The 18,773-nt window shown below is 65.1% G+C and carries 19 protein-coding genes; 10 read left to right on the forward strand and 9 right to left on the reverse strand.

The annotated features are described in order from the left end of the window. Positions 1-118 precede the first annotated feature (118 nt). Positions 119-883 carry a YqjF family protein gene (locus G6N68_RS13965; protein WP_240355463.1) on the forward strand — a complete coding sequence of 255 codons (765 nt, stop codon included), beginning with the start codon at positions 119-121 and terminating at the stop codon, positions 881-883. On the opposite strand, the gene G6N68_RS13970 is transcribed toward G6N68_RS13965, so the two are convergent. After that, positions 877-1,311 (reverse strand): hypothetical protein, encoded by a 435-nt coding sequence (locus G6N68_RS13970; RefSeq protein ID WP_163713102.1) that lies wholly within the window; start codon positions 1,309-1,311, stop codon positions 877-879. The two genes, G6N68_RS13965 and G6N68_RS13970, sit on opposite strands and share 7 nt — an antisense overlap. Further along, positions 1,292-2,059 carry an SDR family oxidoreductase gene (locus G6N68_RS13975; protein WP_163713105.1) on the reverse strand — a complete coding sequence of 256 codons (768 nt, stop codon included), beginning with the start codon at positions 2,057-2,059 and terminating at the stop codon, positions 1,292-1,294. Before G6N68_RS13975 ends, G6N68_RS13970 begins: the two co-directional genes overlap by 20 nt. Before the next feature lie 19 nt (positions 2,060-2,078). Here G6N68_RS13975 and G6N68_RS13980 point away from each other — a divergent pair, with 19 nt between their 5' ends. Then, positions 2,079-2,555, forward strand: a complete 477-nt coding sequence (locus G6N68_RS13980) for a nuclear transport factor 2 family protein (protein WP_163713107.1) — start codon at positions 2,079-2,081, stop codon at positions 2,553-2,555. A 14-nt stretch (positions 2,556-2,569) separates the two neighbouring features. On the opposite strand, the gene G6N68_RS13985 is transcribed toward G6N68_RS13980, so the two are convergent. Together G6N68_RS13985 and G6N68_RS13990 are read right to left on the reverse strand one after the other, a co-directional pair. After that, the gene (locus G6N68_RS13985) at positions 2,570-3,307 is read right to left on the reverse strand and encodes a DJ-1/PfpI family protein (protein ID WP_163713110.1); all 738 of its coding nucleotides are present in this window, start codon (positions 3,305-3,307) and stop codon (positions 2,570-2,572) included. Positions 3,308-3,323: 16 nt separating this feature from the next. Next, complete coding sequence (locus G6N68_RS13990) at positions 3,324-4,283, reverse strand: GlxA family transcriptional regulator (RefSeq protein ID WP_163713112.1); 960 nt, start codon at positions 4,281-4,283, stop codon at positions 3,324-3,326. Between the two features lie 128 nt (positions 4,284-4,411). Here G6N68_RS13990 and tpx point away from each other — a divergent pair, with 128 nt between their 5' ends. Further along, complete coding sequence (tpx, locus tag G6N68_RS13995; RefSeq protein ID WP_163713136.1) at positions 4,412-4,909, forward strand: thiol peroxidase; 498 nt, start codon at positions 4,412-4,414, stop codon at positions 4,907-4,909. Between the two features lie 18 nt (positions 4,910-4,927). Here the strand turns inward: tpx and G6N68_RS14000 are convergent, their stop codons facing one another. Genes G6N68_RS14000 through G6N68_RS14010 form a run of 3 tightly spaced genes read right to left on the reverse strand, consistent with a single transcriptional unit; the run spans position 4,928 to position 8,189 of the window. Then, positions 4,928-5,980: an acyl-CoA dehydrogenase family protein gene (locus G6N68_RS14000; RefSeq protein ID WP_163713139.1), complete on the reverse strand. Its 1,053-nt coding sequence runs from the start codon at positions 5,978-5,980 to the stop codon at positions 4,928-4,930. Between the two features lies 1 nt (position 5,981). Then, the gene (locus G6N68_RS14005) at positions 5,982-7,211 is read right to left on the reverse strand and encodes an acyl-CoA dehydrogenase (RefSeq protein ID WP_163713144.1); all 1,230 of its coding nucleotides are present in this window, start codon (positions 7,209-7,211) and stop codon (positions 5,982-5,984) included. A 15-nt stretch (positions 7,212-7,226) separates the two neighbouring features. Continuing rightward, on the reverse strand, positions 7,227-8,189 hold the full coding sequence (locus G6N68_RS14010) for an enoyl-CoA hydratase (RefSeq protein ID WP_163713147.1): 963 nt from the start codon (positions 8,187-8,189) through the stop codon (positions 7,227-7,229). Positions 8,190-8,404: 215 nt separating this feature from the next. Here G6N68_RS14010 and G6N68_RS14015 point away from each other — a divergent pair, with 215 nt between their 5' ends. Genes G6N68_RS14015 through G6N68_RS14045 form a run of 7 tightly spaced genes read left to right on the forward strand, consistent with a single transcriptional unit; the run spans position 8,405 to position 17,053 of the window. Beyond that, positions 8,405-9,514, forward strand: a complete 1,110-nt coding sequence (locus G6N68_RS14015; RefSeq protein WP_163713150.1) for an LLM class flavin-dependent oxidoreductase — start codon at positions 8,405-8,407, stop codon at positions 9,512-9,514. An 11-nt stretch (positions 9,515-9,525) separates the two neighbouring features. Beyond that, positions 9,526-12,030 (forward strand): FAD-binding oxidoreductase, encoded by a 2,505-nt coding sequence (locus G6N68_RS14020; RefSeq protein ID WP_163713153.1) that lies wholly within the window; start codon positions 9,526-9,528, stop codon positions 12,028-12,030. A gap of 13 nt (positions 12,031-12,043) precedes the next feature. After that, entirely contained in the window at positions 12,044-13,114 is a 1,071-nt protein-coding gene (locus G6N68_RS14025) for an alpha/beta fold hydrolase (protein WP_163713156.1), read from the forward strand. After that, positions 13,111-13,632 carry a flavin reductase family protein gene (locus tag G6N68_RS14030; RefSeq protein WP_163713159.1) on the forward strand — a complete coding sequence of 174 codons (522 nt, stop codon included), beginning with the start codon at positions 13,111-13,113 and terminating at the stop codon, positions 13,630-13,632. Before G6N68_RS14025 ends, G6N68_RS14030 begins: the two co-directional genes overlap by 4 nt. Continuing rightward, positions 13,629-14,696, forward strand: a complete 1,068-nt coding sequence (locus G6N68_RS14035; protein ID WP_163713162.1) for a 3,4-dihydroxy-2-butanone-4-phosphate synthase — start codon at positions 13,629-13,631, stop codon at positions 14,694-14,696. Before G6N68_RS14030 ends, G6N68_RS14035 begins: the two co-directional genes overlap by 4 nt. Continuing rightward, entirely contained in the window at positions 14,693-15,463 is a 771-nt protein-coding gene (locus tag G6N68_RS14040; protein WP_163713166.1) for an SDR family oxidoreductase, read from the forward strand. Before G6N68_RS14035 ends, G6N68_RS14040 begins: the two co-directional genes overlap by 4 nt. Positions 15,464-15,517: 54 nt before the next feature. Beyond that, a complete protein-coding gene (locus G6N68_RS14045) occupies positions 15,518-17,053 on the forward strand; it encodes an HNH endonuclease signature motif containing protein (RefSeq protein ID WP_163713169.1) in 1,536 nt (511 codons plus the stop codon). Here the strand turns inward: G6N68_RS14045 and G6N68_RS14050 are convergent, their stop codons facing one another. Together G6N68_RS14050 and G6N68_RS14055 are read right to left on the reverse strand one after the other, a co-directional pair. Beyond that, the gene (locus G6N68_RS14050; protein ID WP_163718573.1) at positions 17,054-18,259 is read right to left on the reverse strand and encodes a TetR/AcrR family transcriptional regulator; all 1,206 of its coding nucleotides are present in this window, start codon (positions 18,257-18,259) and stop codon (positions 17,054-17,056) included. It abuts the gene before it with no gap. A gap of 21 nt (positions 18,260-18,280) precedes the next feature. After that, the gene (locus tag G6N68_RS14055) at positions 18,281-18,673 is read right to left on the reverse strand and encodes a limonene-1,2-epoxide hydrolase family protein (protein WP_163713172.1); all 393 of its coding nucleotides are present in this window, start codon (positions 18,671-18,673) and stop codon (positions 18,281-18,283) included. Positions 18,674-18,773: the final 100 nt, after the last annotated feature.

Consider the following 18,773-nt stretch of genomic DNA (forward strand, 5'->3'; position numbering starts at 1 on the left):
GGGCCATACGCCGCACGCTCGACGCGGTCGGCGAGCGCGGGTCGGGTCTCGTGCACCAAAATCGTCGAAATTCGGGACATCGCCCCCACGTTCGGCGGGCGACTGTCACCATGGTCCGGTGACTGCCACACCGTCTCCTGACGAACCCCACCAGATCCACGAGTTGGCGGGTTACCCGATCACACCGCCACCGTTGGTTCGGCCGGTCACCTTCGACCAATTCTGGCGCGACCTGACCTTCATCCATTGGCCGGTAACGCCGGACAGCATCGCGCACCTATACCCGCCGGGGACCCGTCCCGATGTCTTCGCCGACGGGCTGACCTACGTGGGACTGGTGCCGTTCACCATGACCACCAAACTGGGTGCGGCGCTGCCGCTTCCCTATCTCGGGTCATTCCATGAAACCAACGTGCGGCTGTACTCGATCGACGACGCCGGACGGCACGGGGTGCTGTTCCGATCGCTGGAAACCGCTCGCCTGGCGGTGGTGCCGGTAACCCGGATCGGGCTCGGCGTTCCCTACACCTGGGCGAAAATGCGAATAACACGCTCCGGCAACCAAATTACGTATCACAGCGTGCGACGCTGGCCCCAGCGCGGACTGCGCAACCGGGTGACGGTCGCCGTCGGCGACGTGATCGAACCCACCCCGCTTGAAGTTTGGCTCACCGCACGCTGGGGCGCGCACACCCGCAAGGGCGGCCGCACCTGGTGGCTCCCGAACGTGCACGACGAATGGCCGCTGCAGGCCACCGAAATCGTCGAACTGCACGACGAACTGGTCCAGGCGGCCGGAGTACGGCCCGCCGGCGACCGGCTGCGTGCCCTCTTCTCGCCCGGCGTCCGCACCCAGTTCGGACGCCCCTGCATCGTTCAATAGGAGAGCACGTGAAAGTGCCCGTCGGGGCAACTGCCTTCAACGCCACTGAACGGCCCGTCGTCGAATTCCCGCCAATCCCAATGCTCGCCGCAGTAACACGCCGCACACTCCGGACAGTGAAAAGGCGCGTACGCGTAGCCCATTCGGTATAGCGCCGCTGCGTCCCCGTCTGCGATCGCGTACGTTATCCACTCCACGCGCTCGCTCGAGACGGGATTGGTGGCGACTCCGAAGAAAGTCTCCACCAGCAGCGCGGCCTGCCGCATCGGCCGATACATCACATCGAGCTCGGCCAAAGCCTGCAGAGCGGGCCCCGCATCCTCGGCCACCTCATCGGCGGGGGTGAGGAACTTGACGCGACCCGCTAGCCCGCCGCAGGCCGCGCAACTGAATCGGGCCTCGCCCGGCTCAGGGAACGGTGTATCCACCGTCGATCACAATGTCGGAACCCGTCATGTAACTGGAGGCCTCGCTCGCCAAATAGAGGTATAGGCCGGTGAGTTCTTCGGGGCGACCGATGCGGCCGAGCGGAATCTTGGGTTTCCACAGCGCATGAAGCTCGGACAGCGGCTCGACCAACTCGGTGAGGATGTAGCCCGGGCTGACGCTGTTCACCCGGATGTTGTGCGGAGCCATTTCCAGTGCCAAAGCCTTGGTCAGCTGAATCACCGCGGCCTTGGACGCGCAGTAGTGGCCCATCGGTTGGGAGACGTTGATGATGTGTCCGGACATGGAGGCCGTGGTGATGATGGATCCACCCCGACCCTGCGCGACCATCGCCCTGGCCGCCGCCTGCGCGGTGAGGAACACCCCGGTGACGTTGGTGTCCTGAATGCGTTGGAAATCCTCGAGCGACATGTCCAACAGCGGTGCGAGTTCGAGGATGCCGGCGTTGGCGACGGCGATGTCAATTCCTCCCAACTCGGCGATGACCTTGTCCACCATGCCGGTCACCTGGTCCGGATCAGTCACATCGCAAGCGATGGGCAAGGCGGTGCCGCCGGCCGCGGCGATCTCGTCGGCGACCTTCTGCAAGACATCGAAATGCCTTGCCGCAATGGCAACTTGCGCCCCAGCCTCCGCGTACGCCAGCGCCACCCGCTTGCCGATCCCGGTGGACGCTCCGGTGATCAGCGCCGTTTTGCCATGCAAGTCGAACAGCTTCAATACGCCCACGCGTTCTAGTGTGTCCGCTATGGGCAAGTTCACCAAGGCAGAGATCGAGGAAGCCGTCAGGCACTACACCGCCGTCGCCGAGGGGTGCTCAGCCTCCGGCGACTGGAGTCCCTTTGCGGATTTGTTCACCGAGGATGTCGTCTACACCGAACACCACTACGGGGTCTTCCACGGGCGCGAGGCGGTCCGTGAGTGGATCGTGGCGGTGATGGCCCCCTTCCCGCACATGCGATTTCCGTCCGAATGGATCGCCTACGACGAAGACAACGACGCCGTGGTGATGATGATCAAGAACTTGCTCGACCACCCGACCGACCCCAACGGAGAGCCGTTCTGGTTTCCGAACTGGACCAGGCTGGTCTACGCCGGGGACGGCTTGTTCTCCAGCGAGGAGGACATTTACAACCCGAACCGCGATGCGCCGGGTGTTGTCGGCGCCTGGCTGGAAGCCGGTGGCCGACTGGCCTCGACGAAGTTTCTCGAACCGAAAGGGTGATCAGACGCGCCTGATCAGACGCGCTCCAAAACCCGCCTGCGCCGACGAGACCGCACCGCGTGCAGCGCCCGTTCCCAGGCCAACAACGTTCCTGCCTTGAGCGCGGCCGGTGTCGCATTGTCCTTGGACAGCAACGCGGTCGCCGCCGCTTTGGTGGTGGCGGAAGCCTTCGACATGTGGCCAGAGTCGAACGGTGGCTGTGGGTCGTACTCGAGCATCAGCTGAATGGCCTTGGCGCGGCCTTCACCACCGAGCCGGCCGGCCAACCACAGCCCGAGGTCAATCCCCGCGGACACGCCCGCGCTGGTAATGACATTGTCCTGGTGCACAATTCGTTCGTCGCCTACGGGCGTGACGCCGAACGCCTTCAGCGCGGGAAGACTGATCCAGTGCGACGTCGCACGGCGGTCCTGCAGCAGGCCCGCGGACGCCAGGATCAACGAGCCAGAGCACACCGAGGCCGTCCAGGTGGCGGTCTTGTGGGCCTGGCGCAGCCATTCCAGCAACTTCTCGTCCCGCGCGGCCACCGGCGTTCCCGGTCCGCCCGGCACGACAATCACGTCGGGCGAGGGAGTTTCGGCCAGCGAGTGCGTGGCGCCAATGACCAGAACGCCGGAGTCGGCGGTGACCGGTCCGGCCTCGTGCCAGACGAAACGCACCTCGGTCTGCGGCAGATTCCGCAACACCTCGTAGGGGCCGATCATGTCCAACGCGGTAAAGCCCGGGTATGCCACAAACGCGATCTGGGTCATGTCATCTCCTTAGTTGTCAAGCAAAAGCTTTGCGGTACTGGTCCGGCGAGATGCCGACCCGGCGAATGAAATTGCGCCGCATGGTTTCTGCGGTGCCGAAGCCACACCGAGCGGCGATCGCCACCACGGTGTCGTCGGTCTCCTCCAACTGCCGGCGCGCGGCCTCGGTGCGGATGCGCTCGACGTATTGGCCCGGCGCCTCACCGACCTCTTCGGTGAACACCCGGGTGAAGTGCCGCGGACTCATGGCCGCCCGCTGAGCCAGTTCCTCGATGCTGTGTGATCCACCCGGTTGCGCCTCGATCGCTTCCTGAACCTCGCGGATCGACGGGCGCTTGGCCCGGGGCATCCACACCGGCGCGGCGAACTGCGTCTGGCCGCCGGGGCGGCGCAGGTACAGGACGAGCCAACGGGCGACCGTTTGCGCGACTTCGGTGCCATGGTCGTCTTCGATCAGTGACAGCGCGAGATCGATACCCGAGGTGACGCCGGCGGCGGTCCAGACCTTCTCGGAACTGCGCATGAAGATCGGGTCCGGATTGACGTCGACGCCCGGAAACTCACGAGCCAACCGATCGGCGAATGCCCAGTGCGTGGTTACCCGGCAGCCGTCCAGCAGCCCCGCCTCCGCCGCCAGGAATGCGCCCGTGCAGACCGTCACGACGCGTCGCGCGGTGTCGGCAACAGCCTTGATCCAGGCCAGGAGCTCCGCATCGGTCCGCGCGGCGTCGACCCCGGCGCCGCCCGGCACGATGACGGTGTCAATGCAGTCTGTGACGTCACTCGGATCGGGCAACGGCGTCGACACGAACGCCAGGCCGGTTGGGGTCGTGATGGGCTGACCGTCCAGGGAGCCCACCAGCACGTCGTATCCGCTGTTCGTCAGCATCGATGCGCCGGTGAACACGTCATAGGGCCCCACGATGTCGAGCGACTGCACGCCCGGGAAGCCGACGATGACCACTTTGCGGGGCATACATCCCATCTTGGCCACCGCAGATCGTGGCGTCTATGACATGTACCCCACAAATCAGGACACAGCGGCGCCCTGGCCCGGCTTAGCCCGGGTAAACGCCGCCTCAGCGGCCTTGGCAGACTGTGCCCATGGCACAGATAACCCTGCGTGGGAACCCGATCAACACCGTCGGCGAGCTACCCGAGGTCGGCTCTCCGGCCCCGAGTTTCACCCTGACCGGAGCGGATCTCGGGTCGGTGAGCAGCGATCAGTTCCAGGGAAAGCCCTTGCTGCTGAACATCTTCCCGTCCGTCGACACGCCAGTGTGTGCGACGAGCGTGCGCACCTTCAATGAGCGCGCCGCCGCCAGTGGTGGCACCGTGCTGTGTGTATCGAAGGATCTGCCGTTCGCCCAGAAGCGCTTCTGCGGCGCGGAGGGCATCGAAAACGTGACCACCGCGTCGGCGTTCCGGGACAGCTTTGGCGAGGCCTACGGGGTCACCATCGCCGACGGACCGATGGCCGGGCTATTGGCGCGGGCGATCGTGGTGATCGGCGCCGACGGGAACGTCGCCTACACCGAGCTCGTGCCGGAGATCGCACAAGAGCCGGACTACGACGCCGCCCTGGCCGCGGCGAACGCCTGACGTTCCGACCGCTCGCGGTCAAAGACCGACGCGGTCGGCCAGTAGGGCGCGGTGCTGGGCGCTACTGCCGAACATCGCTTCGGCGCTCTTGGCCCGGCGGAAGTAGCGATGCAGGTCGTGCTCCCAGGTGAACGCGATACCACCGTGCACCTGAATGGCCGAGCCGGCGCATAAGGCGAAGGTGTCCGCCGCCTGGGCCTTCGCCAGGGGCGCGGTGACAGCGAGTTCGCGGTCGTCGACGGCGTTCATGGCTGCGTACATGACGGTGGCCCGGGTCGCGTCCACCTCGATCAGCATGTCGGCGCAGGCGTGTTTGACCGCCTGGAACGAACCGATCGGACGGTCGAATTGCCGTCGGCTGCGGGCATATTCCACGGCCATGTCCAGACACGCCTCCGCTCCGCCGAGCATCTCGGCGGCCAGCAGCACTCGGGCCGCGTCGAGGACGCGTTCGATGTCGTCAGCGGAGCCCGCGGCTAATACCTCGGCCGGAGTCTGAAGCAGTTGCAGCGCGGCGACCGGACGGGTGGCGTCGAACGAGTTCAACGGCGTCACCGTGACTCCCGCCGCGGCGGCCGCCACGACATGCAGGCGCACCGCGCCATCCGCCGCTGCGGGCACCACGAAGACGTCGGCAACGTGACCGTGCAGCACCGGGGTGCAGTGGCCGGTCAGCACCGTGCGGCCATCGCGGCGTTCGGCGCGCACATTCGTTGTCGAGAAGTCACCGCCACACCACGCGAGCGTTCCGATTTGCTCCCCGCTGAGCAGGCCGGCCAGCAGTGTCTTGCACTGCTCCTCATCGCCCGTGCGCAGGATCGCCTCTATGGCAAACATCGTGGCCGCGAACGGAACCGGCGACAGCACCCGGCCGAACTCCTCGAACGCGATGGCGGTTTCGACGAGGGTCGCCCCCACTCCGCCGTACTCCGGGGGCACATGCAATCCGGGCAACTCGAGCTCGTAGCACAGCCGCCGCCACAGCCTGTTTTCCTGACCGTCCCCGCTATGCAAGAAGCCGCGCAATGAAGCCCGGAGAGCATCTTGTTCGGCGCTGTATTGGAAGTCCATGTCATCGCTTCCCGGCCAAGGACGGCTCCTTCGGCAACCCCAGCAGTCGTTCGCCTATCACGTTGCGCTGTATCTGCGAGCTACCGGCATAGATCGTCGCGGCGCGCGCGTAGAGCAGTTCGTCGATCCAGCAAGCGGGGGAGTTCGCGGTACCCGCCTCCGGAGCCACCCGCGCTCCGCCGTTTCCCGGTCCCGACGGGCAGATCGCCTCGAGGCCCAGGATCTCCGCCGCGAGCTCGGTATAGCGGCGGAAGTATTCGCTCCAGATGACCTTGGTGATCGCCGCCTCGGCGCCGGGCAGCTGTCCGTTCAGGGACAGGGTGAGGCCGCGGTAGCCCCGGTATCGCATGATCTGAACCCGGGAATAGCACCACGCCAACCGATCTCGAATGAGCGGGTCGGTGTTCAACCCGCGCCTGCGGGCCAGTTCGCACAACCGGTCCAGGTCGCGGCCGAAATCGATGGCCGCGGTGGTGAGCTGTGAGGCGCGTTCGAAGCCGAGCACCGTCATCGCGGTGGACCAGCCGTCACCGGGCTCGCCGATGATGTGGTCGGTCTTGGTCCGCGCATCGGTCAGGAACACCTCGCAGAACAGCGAGTGCCCGGCGGCGTTGACGATCGGCCGAACCACCACTCCGGGCTGGTCCATGGGCACCAGTAGAAACGACAGGCCCTGATGTTTGGGCGCGCTCGGATCCGTTCGCACCAGCAGAAAGATCCAGTTCGCCGTCGCCCCCGCCGATGTCCAGATCTTCTGGCCGTTGATCACCCACTCGTCCTCGTCCAAGACCGCCCGGGTACGCACGGAGGCCAGATCCGAACCCGCCTCGGGCTCGGAAAAGCCTTGACACCAACGATCTTCACCGCTGAGGATGCGTGGCAGGAAATGCCGCTTCTGCTCCTCGGTCCCAAGCGCGATCAAGGCGTTGCCCAACAGGTCTATGCCCAGCAGGTCGTTTTCCTCCCGCTCCGGCGCGCCGGCCCGGGCGAACTCCTCGGCCAGTACCACCTGCTCGATAGGGGAGAGACCACCGCCGCCGTATTCCTTCGGCCAAGACACGGCGACCAATCCGGCCGCCACCAGCGATTGCCGCCACTGCGCCGCGAACGCTTCCCGGTCGGCTGGCGCCAGTGCGCCGGGACCCGACCAGCCGGGCGGCAGGTGCTCGGCCAGAAACGCGCGGATCCGGTCGCGGAACGACTCCGCTTCGGGGGGGTAGGTGATATCCACGCCGCGCCCCCAGGGTCAGGGCCGATGCTTGTTCGCCGGCAGGATCTCCGGTGCTGCGCGCCAGTCGTCGAGGCCGTACTCGACCGTTCCGTACGACAGCTTCCCGCCGGTGACCTCGGCCCAATGCGCGTGGTTGAGCTGGTGAATCTTGAAGCAACCGTCCAACGCGGTATTGAATCCCATCGCGTCGACCGTCTGGTTCACCGATTCCTTGATCAGCAGGGCGGCCATGGTAGGCACCTTGGCGATGCGGCGGGCGAATTCGATTGTGCTGTTGGATAGTTCGTCAAGCGGAAACACCTTGCTCACCATGCCCAGCGCGTGTGCCTCGTCGGCGCCTATGCAGTCGCCGGTGAGCAGCAGTTCTTTGGATTTGCGCGGACCGAACTCCCAGGGGTGGCCGAAGTACTCGACGCCGCACATGCCGAGCCGTGTTCCGACGACGTCGGCGAAGACGGCGTCCTCGCTGGCCACGATCAGATCGCAGCACCAGGCCAGCATCAGGCCTGCCGAAAGCACCGTCCCGTGCACCTGGGCGATGGTGATCTTGCGCAGGTCGCGCCACCTCTTCGTGTTCTCGAAGTAGTAGTGCCACTCCTGGCGGTTGCGCGACTCGACTCCGCCATAGGTCCCCCCATTGCACTGGTAAGTCGGGTGCTGTCCGGGGCCGGGCGAACGCTCCCGGACGTCGTCGGCGGACCCGAGGTCGTGGCCGGCCGAGAAGGCGGGGCCGGCCGCCCGCAGGATCACCACCCGGACGACGTCGTCGGCCTCGGCGAGCTCGAAGGCCGTGCCAAGTTCCACCAGCATTCCGCGGGTCTGGGCGTTGCGTTGCTTGGGCCTGTTGAGGGTGATCGCGGCGATGCGGCCGTCGTCGATCGTCTCGTATCCGATGAAGTCGAAGCGCGGCAAGGAGCGCTCCCCGTCCGACCGGCGATCGAGCGGACTCCCGTTTGGAGTCGGCAGGGCGACGTTCATGGCAGCTCCTTGTCGGTGCTCACTGCGCGCAGAACAAGTGACCTGTGCGAGATTACGCGGCGGATGACCAACATGTCCATAGCCGATACGCGACTTGTTCTCGAACATTCACGCAAAAACCCATGCAAAAAGGGTCTTGTGTGCAGTAAAGTATCTTGCTAGTACTGTCATGTACCTACCGAAGACGCCGCGGCCCCAACCACGAAGGGTGAACGATGGAGATCGGAATATTCCTCATGCCGGCACATCCGCCGGAGCGCACCCTCTATGACGCGACACAGTGGGACCTGGACATGATCGAACTGGCCGACCAGCTCGGTTACGTCGAAGCATGGGTGGGCGAACACTTCACCGTGCCCTGGGAACCGATCTGCGCCCCCGACCTGTTGTTGGCGCAGGCGCTGCTTCGCACGAAAAACATCAAGCTCGCGCCGGGTGCCCACTTGTTGCCCTACCACCACCCGGTCGAATTGGCCCATCGGGTGGCCTATTTCGACCATCTGGCCCAGGGCCGCTTCATGCTCGGAGTGGGCGCCAGCGGCATCCCGGGGGACTGGGCGCTCTACGACGTGGACGGCAAGAACGGCGAGCATCGGGACATGACCCGGGAAGCGCTCGAGATCATGCTGCGCATCTGGACCGAGGACGAGCCCTGGGAGCATCGCGGGAAGTACTGGAACGCCAACGGAATTGCGCCGATGTTCGAAGGGCTGATGAAACGCCACATCAAGCCGTTCCAGAAGCCCCACCCACCCATCGGCGTCACCGGTTTCAGCGCCGGCTCGGACACGCTGAAGCTGGCCGGCGAACGGGGTTATATCCCAATGAGTTTGGACCTCAACGCCGAATACGTTGCCACGCACTGGGATGCGGTACTGGAAGGCGCCGAACGCAGCGGCCGCACGCCGGACCGCAACGATTGGCGTTTGGTACGTGAGGTATTCGTAGCCGAGACCGACGAACAGGCATTCCGCTATGCCGTCGACGGAACGATGGGCCGCGCCATGCGTGAGTACGTGCTGCCGACGTTCCGGATGTTCGGCATGACGAAGTTCTACAAGCACAATCCGACGGTGCCCGACGAGGACGTGACGGCGGAATACCTCGCCGAGAACACCTTTGTGGTGGGCTCGGTGGAGACGGTGGTCGACAAGCTCGAAGCGACCTACGATCAGGTCGGCGGATTCGGCCATCTACTGATCCTCGGGTTCGACTACTCCGACAACCCGGGACCATGGAAGGAGTCACTGCGGCTGTTGGCCGAGGAGGTCATGCCCAGACTCAATGCCCGGATCGCCAAGAAGCCCGTCACCGTGGCCGTTTAGGGGCAGCGAAAATGGATCGTCAAGTCACTGTCGGCTACTCGGACGGCACGCACAAAGCGATGCCGGTGCGGCCGGACCAGACAGTCCTGGACGCCGCCGAGGAGCACGGCGTCGCCATCGTCAACGAATGCCAAAGCGGGATATGCGGCACCTGTGTGGCCACCTGCACCAGCGGCAAGTACACGATGGGCCGCACCGAGGGCCTGTCCGACGTGGAGCGCGCGGCACGAAAAATCCTGACCTGCCAGACATTCGCCGACAGCGATTGCCGGATCGAACTTCAATATCCGGCCGACGACAACGCCGCGCTGTTAATCACCGGCGACGGCGTGGTGAGCGGGGTCGATCTGGTGTCGCCCACGACAGCGCTGCTGCGGGTGGATATCTCAGGCATGGCGGGCACTCTGAACTACAAGGCGGGCCAGTTCGCCCAGCTGCAGGTGCCCGGCACCACCACCTGGCGCAACTACTCCTACGCACATCCTGCCGACGGACGCTCCGAGTTGGAGTTCATTGTTCGACTGCTGCCCGACGGGGTGATGTCCAATTACCTCCGCGATCGCGCAAAGCCCGGTGACCACATCGCGCTGCGATGCAGCAAGGGCAACTTCTATCTGCGTCCCGTGGTGCGGCCGGTGATCCTGGTCGCGGGTGGTACCGGCTTGTCGGCGATTTTGGCGATGGCCGAAAGCCTGGATGCTGATGCCCGTCAACCCGTCTACCTGCTCTACGGAGTGACCTCGCCCGACGACCTCTGCAAGCTCGACGAACTCAAGGCACTGCGGCGTCGCATTCCCCAGCTGGAGGTCCACGTCATCGTCGCGAATCCGGCGCCGGACTGGGATGGCCGCACGGGTCTGGTCACCGACCTGCTCGACGAACGGATGCTGGCCGGCGGTGACGCCGACGTTTACCTGTGCGGACCCGCCGCCATGGTCGAAGCCACCCGAACCTGGTTAGAAAACAACGGCTTCCATCGGGTCGGTCTGTACTACGAGAAGTTCGTCGCCAGCGGCGCGACGCGACGGACCAAGCCCGTCCACAAGGAGTACACCGAACCCGAAATCGCCGAAGTGCGTCGCCGCGGGCGCGGCACCGCGGTGGTCATCGGGGGCAGCATTGCCGGCATCGCCGCGGCCAAGGTCTGCAGTGAAACGTTCGAACGGGTCATCGTGCTGGAGAAGGACGACCCCCACCGCCGGCGGGAAGGCAGGCCGGGCGCGGCGCAGGGCTGGCACCTGCATCACCTGCTCATCGCGGGACAGATCGAGTTGGAGCGATTCTTTCCGGGCATCGTCGACGACATGGTGCGCGAGGGCGCCTTCAAGGTTGACATGGCCGCTCAGTACCGGATTCGTCTTGGCGGGACCTGGAAGAAGCCTGGCACCAGTGATATCGAGATCATCTGCGCGGGACGGCCATTGCTCGAGTGGTGTGTGCGCCGTCGGTTGGATGACGAGCCGCGCATCGATTTCCGCTACGAGTCCGAGGTCACCGACCTGATCTTCGACCGCAACAACAACACCGTCGTCGGCGTCGCCGTCGACCGGGGCGGCGACGAGCCAGAAGTGATTCCCGCCGAGTTCGTCGTCGACGCCTCGGGCAAGAACACCCGTGTTCCAGAGTTTTTGGAGCGCATCGGGGTCGGGGCTCCCGAAGTCGAACAGGACATCATCAACTGCTTCTACTCCACCATGCAGCACCGGGTTCCGCCGGAACGGCAGTGGCAGGACAAGGTGATGGTGATCTGTTACGCCTACCGTCCCTTCGAGGACACCTATGCCGCGCAGTACTACACCGACAGCTCACGCACCGTCCTGTCCACCTCGTTGGTTGCCTACAACTGCTATTCGCCGCCCCGAACGGCAAAGGAGTTCCGCGAGTTCGCCAATCTGATGCCGTCACCGGTGATCGGAGAGAACATCGACGGACTGGAGCCGGCGTCGCCGATCTACAACTTCCGGTATCCCAACATGCTTCGGTTGCACTACGAAAAGAAGCGCAATCTGCCGCGCGCGCTGCTGGCCGTGGGCGACGCCTACACCAGCGCCGACCCGGTGTCAGGACTGGGAATGAGTCTGGCGCTCAAGGAAGTTCGCGAAATGCAGCTACTGCTGGCCAAGTACGGTCCCGGGCATCCGAATCTGCCGCGGCGGTACTACCGCACCATCTCGAAGATGGCCGACACCGCCTGGTTCGTCATCCGCGAGCAGAACCTGCGGTTCGACTGGATGAAGGACGTCGACAAGAAGCGGCCCTTCTACTTTCGGGTGCTCACCTGGTACATGGACCGCCTGCTGGAGTTGGTGCACGACGATGTTGACGCCTATCGTGAGTTCCTCGCGGTGGTCCATCTGGTCAAATCCCCTCTGGCGCTGATGAAACCCGGCATCGCCAGCCGCGTACTGGGCAAGTGGGCGCGCACCAGGATGTCGGGTGAGAAGACATTGATCGCCCGCAACTACGCGAACCGTGAGGTCCCCGCCCCGCCGGCCAATCAACTTGTCGACGCTTAGGAGAAACCGAAAGATGGCACAGACTCATCGAATGCTGAACTGCCGGGGTACCCGCATCCACGCGGTGGAGGACGGTCCCTCGGGACCCGAGGCGCCGCTGGTGGTGCTGCTGCACGGTTTTCCGGAGTCCTGGTATTCGTGGCGCCACCAGATTCCCGCACTGGCCGAGGCCGGTTACCGGGTGGTGGCCATCGACCAACGCGGCTACGGTCGGTCATCGAAGTACCGCGTTCAAACCGCCTACCGCATCAAGGAACTGGTGGGTGATGTGGTCGGCGTCCTAGACGCCTACGGCGCGGACAAGGCCTTTGTCGTCGGTCACGACTGGGGTGCGCCGGTGGCGTGGACCTTCGCCTGGCTGCACCCGGACCGTTGTGCCGGCGTGGTCGGCATCAGCGTTCCGTTCGCCGCCCGCGGCGTAATCGGCTTGCCGGGCTGCCCGTTCGGTGAACACCGGCCCAACGACTACCACTTGGAACTCGCCGGCGAGGGCCGAGTCTGGTATCAGGACTACTTCTCCGCGCAGGACGGCATCATCGCCGAGATCGAAGAAGACGTCCGCGGCTGGCTGCTCGGGCTGACGTACACGGTCGCGGGTGAGGGAATGATGGCGGCCACCAAGGCGGCCGTCGATGCGGGGGTCGATCTGGCCGCCATGGACCCCATCGACGTGATCCGCGCGGGCCCACTCTGCATGGCCGAAGGCGCGCGACTCAAGGACGCCTTCGTCTATCCCGAGACGATGCCGTCCTGGTTCACCGACGACGACCTCGACTTCTACACAAACGAATTCGAGCGTTCCGGGTTCGGCGGTCCGTTGAGCTTCTACCACAACATCGACAACGACTGGCACGACCTGGCCGACCAGGAAGGCAAGCCGCTCACTCCGCCGGCGCTGTTCATCGGCGGCCAGTACGACGTCGGAACCACCTGGGGCGCGGAGGCCGTCGAGCGTGCGGACGAGGTCATGACGGACTACCGCGGCACGCACATGGTCGCCGACGTCGGACACTGGATTCAGCAGGAGGCGCCCGAGGAGACCAACGCGGTGTTGCTCGAATTCCTTGACGGGTTGCGCAAGTGACTTCGTCCGTCGACAACCGCCTTGACCACCGGTTTGATGAGGCCCAATTACGAAGGGCGTTCGGCTGTTTCCCGTCCGGGGTGATCGCGATCTGCGCAGTGGCCGACAGCGAACCCGTTGGAATGGCGGCGAGCTCGTTCATACCGGTCTCGCTTGACCCGCCGTTGGTATCGGTCTGTATCCAGAACATCTCGACGACCTGGCCGCAATTGCGGCTCAGCTCGCGACTGGGCCTCAGCGTGCTCGCCGAAGGACACCATCACGCCTGCATGAGCTTGTCACGCAAGCGCGGCGACCGGTTCGCCGGCGTGTCCTGGACGGAGCTGCCGGGCGGCGGCGTGGTCATCCAGGAGGCGAGCGCCTGGTTGCAATGCCGGCTGCACGCCGAGGTGCCTGCGGGCGATCACCTGATCGCGCTACTCGAGATCTGCGCCCTGGAGGCAAGTCCGGACACACCGCCACTCGTCTTCCACAACAGCCGATTCCGTCGGCTCGTCGATGCCGGAGATCCCAGATGAAAACGACGGATGTGCGGGTGTGCCGGGCGATCACGGCCGTCGCTAACGGTCAACCCGTCGTACTCAGCAACGGATCCGAAGGGGACGGTTATCTCGTCTGTGCGGCCGACGCCGCGACCCCAGGGCTGCTGGCTTTCATGGTCCGTCACTCCTCGGGGTATGTCCGTGCCGCGCTGCCGGTTTCGGAATGCGAACGGCTGAACCTCCCCCCCATGAGTCACCGCGACACCGCGCACTGCGTCTCGGTCGACGTCCGCGGGACCGGCACCGGGATCTCGGCACGCGACCGGGCCCGCACGATCGCTGCGCTCGCCTCGGCCGACAGCGTCGCTACCGACTTTCACCGGCCGGGGCATGTCCTGCCAGTGCGCGCCGACGGCGAGGGTGTGCTCGCGTGCCAGGAACCGGCCGAGGCGGCAATCGACCTCGCGCGCATGGCCGGACGCGGGCAGGCCGCCGCGCTGGCCGAGATCGTCTCGCGGCGCAGACCCACGCAGATAGCCCGCGGCACCGAACTCGTCGAGTTCGCCGTCGAACACGGACTGCCCGTGGTGTCGATCGGTGAGCTGGTGGCGTACCGGCGCCGGACCGAGCCACAGGTGGTTCGGTTGGCCGAGGCCATCCTGCCGACCTGGGCCGGCGACTCCCGGGTCATCGGCTTCCGCGATGTGCACGACGGCGGCGAACATTTGGTCGCGATAGTTGGCACGGTCGATGCCGGAGTACCCGTGCCGCTGCATGTGCACGTGGAGTGTCTGACGGGGGATGTGTTCGGCTCCAAGGCATGCCGTTGCGGCGGCGAACTCAATGGCGCATTGGCCAGGATGTCGGCCCAGGGCAGCGGCGTGGTGGTCTACTTGCGTCCGTCCGGTCCACCCCGCGCCTGCGGCCTGTTGACATCCAACGATGCCCCCGCCGACACGATGTCGGAGACCGTGGCCTGGATTCTGCGTGACCTCGGCGTGTATGCGATCAAGTTGTCTGAAGACGCGCCGGGATTCGGTCTGGTGATGTTCGGAGGCATTCGCGAGCAGGGCATTTCGACCTTGGCGGCAGCAGGATGACGCATCGCGACCTAGCCGGAAAGGCCGCCATCGTGACCGGGGCCGGCGCGGGCATCGGCTTCGCCGTGGCCGAGCGACTCGTCGCCGAGGGGTGCAACGTCCTCTGCGCTGACATCGACGGTGCCGCTGCCGACGCGGCCGCACTGAAGATCGGTTCCGGCGCCGTGGGTCATAGGGTCGATGTCAGCGACGAGGCGCAGGTGATCGCCATGGTCGAGGCCTGCGTCGCGGAGTTCGGCGGCGTGGACAAGCTCGTCGCCAATGCCGGTGTGGTCCATTTCGCTTCGCTGACCGACACGACGGTCGAAGACTTCGATCGCATCATCGCGATCAACCTGCGGGGCGCGTGGCTGTGCACCAAGCACGCGGCCCCCAGGATGATCGAGCGCGGTGGGGGAGCGATCGTCAACATGTCCTCGCTGGCCGGCCATATCGGGGTGGCGGGCAGTTCGGCATACGGGATGTCCAAGGCGGGAATCAGCCACCTGAGCCGGGTCACCGCGGCGGAACTGCGCGCCTCCGGTGTGCGCTCCAATGCGCTGCTACCCGCGTTCGTCGACACTCCCATGCAGCAGACGGCGATGACGATGTTCGACGAAAGTCTCGGTGAGGGCGGCGCACGTCAGTTGATCGCCCGTTTGCAAGGCCGCATGGCAGCGCCCGAGGAGATGGCCAGCATCGTGGCTTTCCTGTTGTCCGACGACGCGTCAATGATCAACGGCACCACGCAGATTGCCGACGGGGGAACCATCGCCGCGTTGTGGTGAAGGCGGCTGGACGATCGCAGCATCGTGTCATACCCTCGTGGCATACTCGAACATATGTTCGATAGACCGCTGCCCGATCCGGCCGAGCTGGGTCAACTCGATGACGCCGCGGTGATCGCAGCGATCGAGGACTGCGCCCGCGCGGAGGCAGCAGCGGCCGCCCGGCGGTTGTCCGCAATTGCCGAGCTGACTCGCCGGCGTACCGCCAGCGAGGAGCACGCCAACTGGGCCTGCGACGAATGGGATTGCGCGGCAGCAGAAGTGGCCGCCGCTCTCGGAGTGACCCACCGCCGGGCCTCCGGACAGATGCACCTGAGCCTGTCACTGAAACGGCTGCCCAACGTGGCCGCACTGTTCTTGGCCGGGCAGATCGGCGAGCGGTTGATGTCAGCCATCGCCTGGCGGAGCTTCCTGGTCCGTGACCTCGAGGCGTTGAAACGTATCGATGCCGACATCGCCAAGATGGCCGCCACCTGGGGACCATTGTCGGTGGCCAAACTCGAACAAGCCATCGACAACTCGATCGACAAGCATGACCCTGGCGCATTGCGGCACACCCGCGCTCGCGCCCGTAGTCGTGATCTCTGCATCGGTGAACGTAATGACGAAGCCGACACCACCGCGTTGTGGGGACGGCTCTATGCCACCGATGCCGCGGCCCTGGATGAGCGCCTGAACAAGATGGCTCATGGCGTGTGCGATGGCGATTCGCGCACGCTAGCCCAGCGCCGTGCCGACGCGCTGGGTGCGCTGGCCGCCGGTGCCCAACACCTGGCCTGCGACTGCGGCAGTGCGGAGTGCGCGGCCAACCGCGGCGAGGACCAGCGCGCCAGCGCGGTCGTTGTTCATGTGGTGGCCGAGGAGTCCACGCTCGAGGCGGTACCCGATCGGCACATGTCGGGCGAGGGACCGCCGTCGCGGCCGATCACCCCGGAGATGACTCTGGCCGAGGCGTTGGCCCCGGATCCCCAACCCGATGTGCCGGCACGGCGGTCAGCGCCGGCGCTGATCACCAGCGGCGGTTTGGTGCCCGCGCCGTTGCTGGCCGAGTTGATCCGCGGCGGCGCGAAAGTGAGCCGGGTGCGCCCCGCGGGGAACTTCGTTGCCGAGCCGCATTACCGACCGTCGGCCAAGTTGGCGGAGTTCGTTCGGGTCCGGGACTTGACGTGCCGTTTTCCCGGCTGCGATGTGCCCGCCGCTCGTTGCGATATCGACCATACGGCGCCCTGGCCGTTCGGGCCGACGCATCCGTCGAACCTGAAATGTGCCTGCAGAAAACACCACCTTCTCAAAACTTTTTGGACGGGCTGGAATGATGCGCAACGGCCCGATGGCACGGTGATCTGGACCGCTCCAAACGGACGCACATACACCACTCACCCCGGTAGTCGTATCTTCTTCCCAAGGTGGAACACCACTACCACCGAATTGCCCGAGATAGTCGTTCCCACGGACGATTTCGACGATCGCGGCGTAATGATGCCCAAACGACGACACACCCGAGCCGCCGAACGCGCCCAACGCATCAATTACGAGCGCTCCCTCAACGACGCCCACGTCGCCGAACGCAATAAACCACCGCCGTTTTAGTCAAGAAGCGGCTGCGGACCGACTGGTCAGGATGGCCAGTGCGAGCGCGGTGATCTCATCCGCGACTCCGGTAAAGCGCGTGAGATGCCATGTGCGCGCGACATCTTCGATAAAGCTGGTTGCCGCCGAAACAAGCAGCCGTCCTTGTGCCACAGTGGTTTCCGGGACCAACTTGGCAATCAGTTCAATCCACACGGTGTCGCGATCCGCCTGATTCCGCAGATATGCGTCGCGGACCTCGCTCGACGCATGCGAAAGTTCGGTAATCGACACCGCGACAAGATCCGGGGCGTCCAGGCTCAGCCGGACATGCCCGTGCACCAGCTGCTGAAGACGTTGTGCGGCGTCGGGATTCGCTCGCACCGCGCGGATGCACTCAAGGCTGCGCCACTCGTCGAGGCGGCGAATCAGCGCATCGAGGATGGCCTGCTTAGACGGGAATGACCGATAAAGGCCGGGGCCGGCTATTCCGGCTCCCCTGCCAATTTCGCTGGTGCTGACGGCCGGATAACCCTGCGCCCGGAACAGCCGCGCGCCCGCGGCCAGCAGAGTTTCATAGCGGGAATAAAGCACAGCTTCGTCGTCCGGCGTTGCTTCGAGCGGTTCCAACTCTGCGACCGGTGCCGTCCTCGCGGCGGCCATACACGCTTGGTACAGCACATCTTTGAGTTCTTCGGCGGGAAGGGTCAGGTTATGCCTACCCAGGCCGGTCAGCGTGCTGGCCACCGCCCACGCCCGCAGTTCCGACTGCGGGGGAGTCAGATCAGGCACCTCCAACAAAACGTTGGCGCGCATGCCCGCGACGATCGTGTTGATTCGGCGCCGGACTTCCGCGCGGTCCGCCTCGTTGAGGTAACGGGCCTCACGCTGCCACAACACCGTCAAGGAACGTGATGCGATGGCCGCCGTGATGTGGTCCGGCAAATCAAGACTCAGCGGCCGCGGCGCCGGCTCCGCCTGGCCCTCGTCAAGACGACGCGCACTCTGATACTGCTCCTGGCCGGTGCGGATCGACTCGGCGAGCAAAGCCTGCTTGTTGTCGTAGTGCCGATACAGCGCACGTGCGGTGACCCCTGCCGCCTCGGCGATGTCCTCCAACTTGACCGAGTGAAAGCCGCGTTCGATGAACAACTTCACGGCCTGATCGAGAATCTGCTGCTTGCGATCCTTGGGCCGGCGGCGGACGGGCTGAACGGTGGTTTCCATGGTCTCCATCGACCTCGCACCCTACAGCTTGAGTCCGCTTTGACTCTCGAAGTCGGCGAGGTCGAAGTAGTCGCTGAAGCGGGTGATCTTGCCGTTCTCGACTTCAAATACGCCGGTCACCGGGAGCTCGACCTTGCGCCCGTCGTTCATGGTGAAGTAGTCGATGCGCTCGGCGAGCACCAAGCCCGGTTCGGCGGCCAGCCTGACGATGTCTAGCTTGGCGTCGGAGAACGCTTCCAGGAAGCCCCGGAAGACCGCCCGGATACCGTCGATGCCTTTGATCGGCTCTACTGGCACGTTGTGGTAGACCGCATCGTCGGCGAAACCACCGCAGATGGTTTCCAGGTTGCGCCCCTCCCACGACCCGAGGAAATCGCGGACGAGCTTCTCGCTGGCTTCCTTGGTATCGGTCATGCGAAGGACCCCTCCTGAACTATCGTCGGAGTCTCAAGATACATCAATCAGCACAAATGCACCATTACGTGCTGTTTGTCAAGTTAACAGGGTACGAGCC

This window comes from Mycobacterium bourgelatii (genome assembly GCF_010723575.1).
GTDB classification, from domain to species: Bacteria; Actinomycetota; Actinomycetes; order Mycobacteriales; family Mycobacteriaceae; genus Mycobacterium; species Mycobacterium bourgelatii.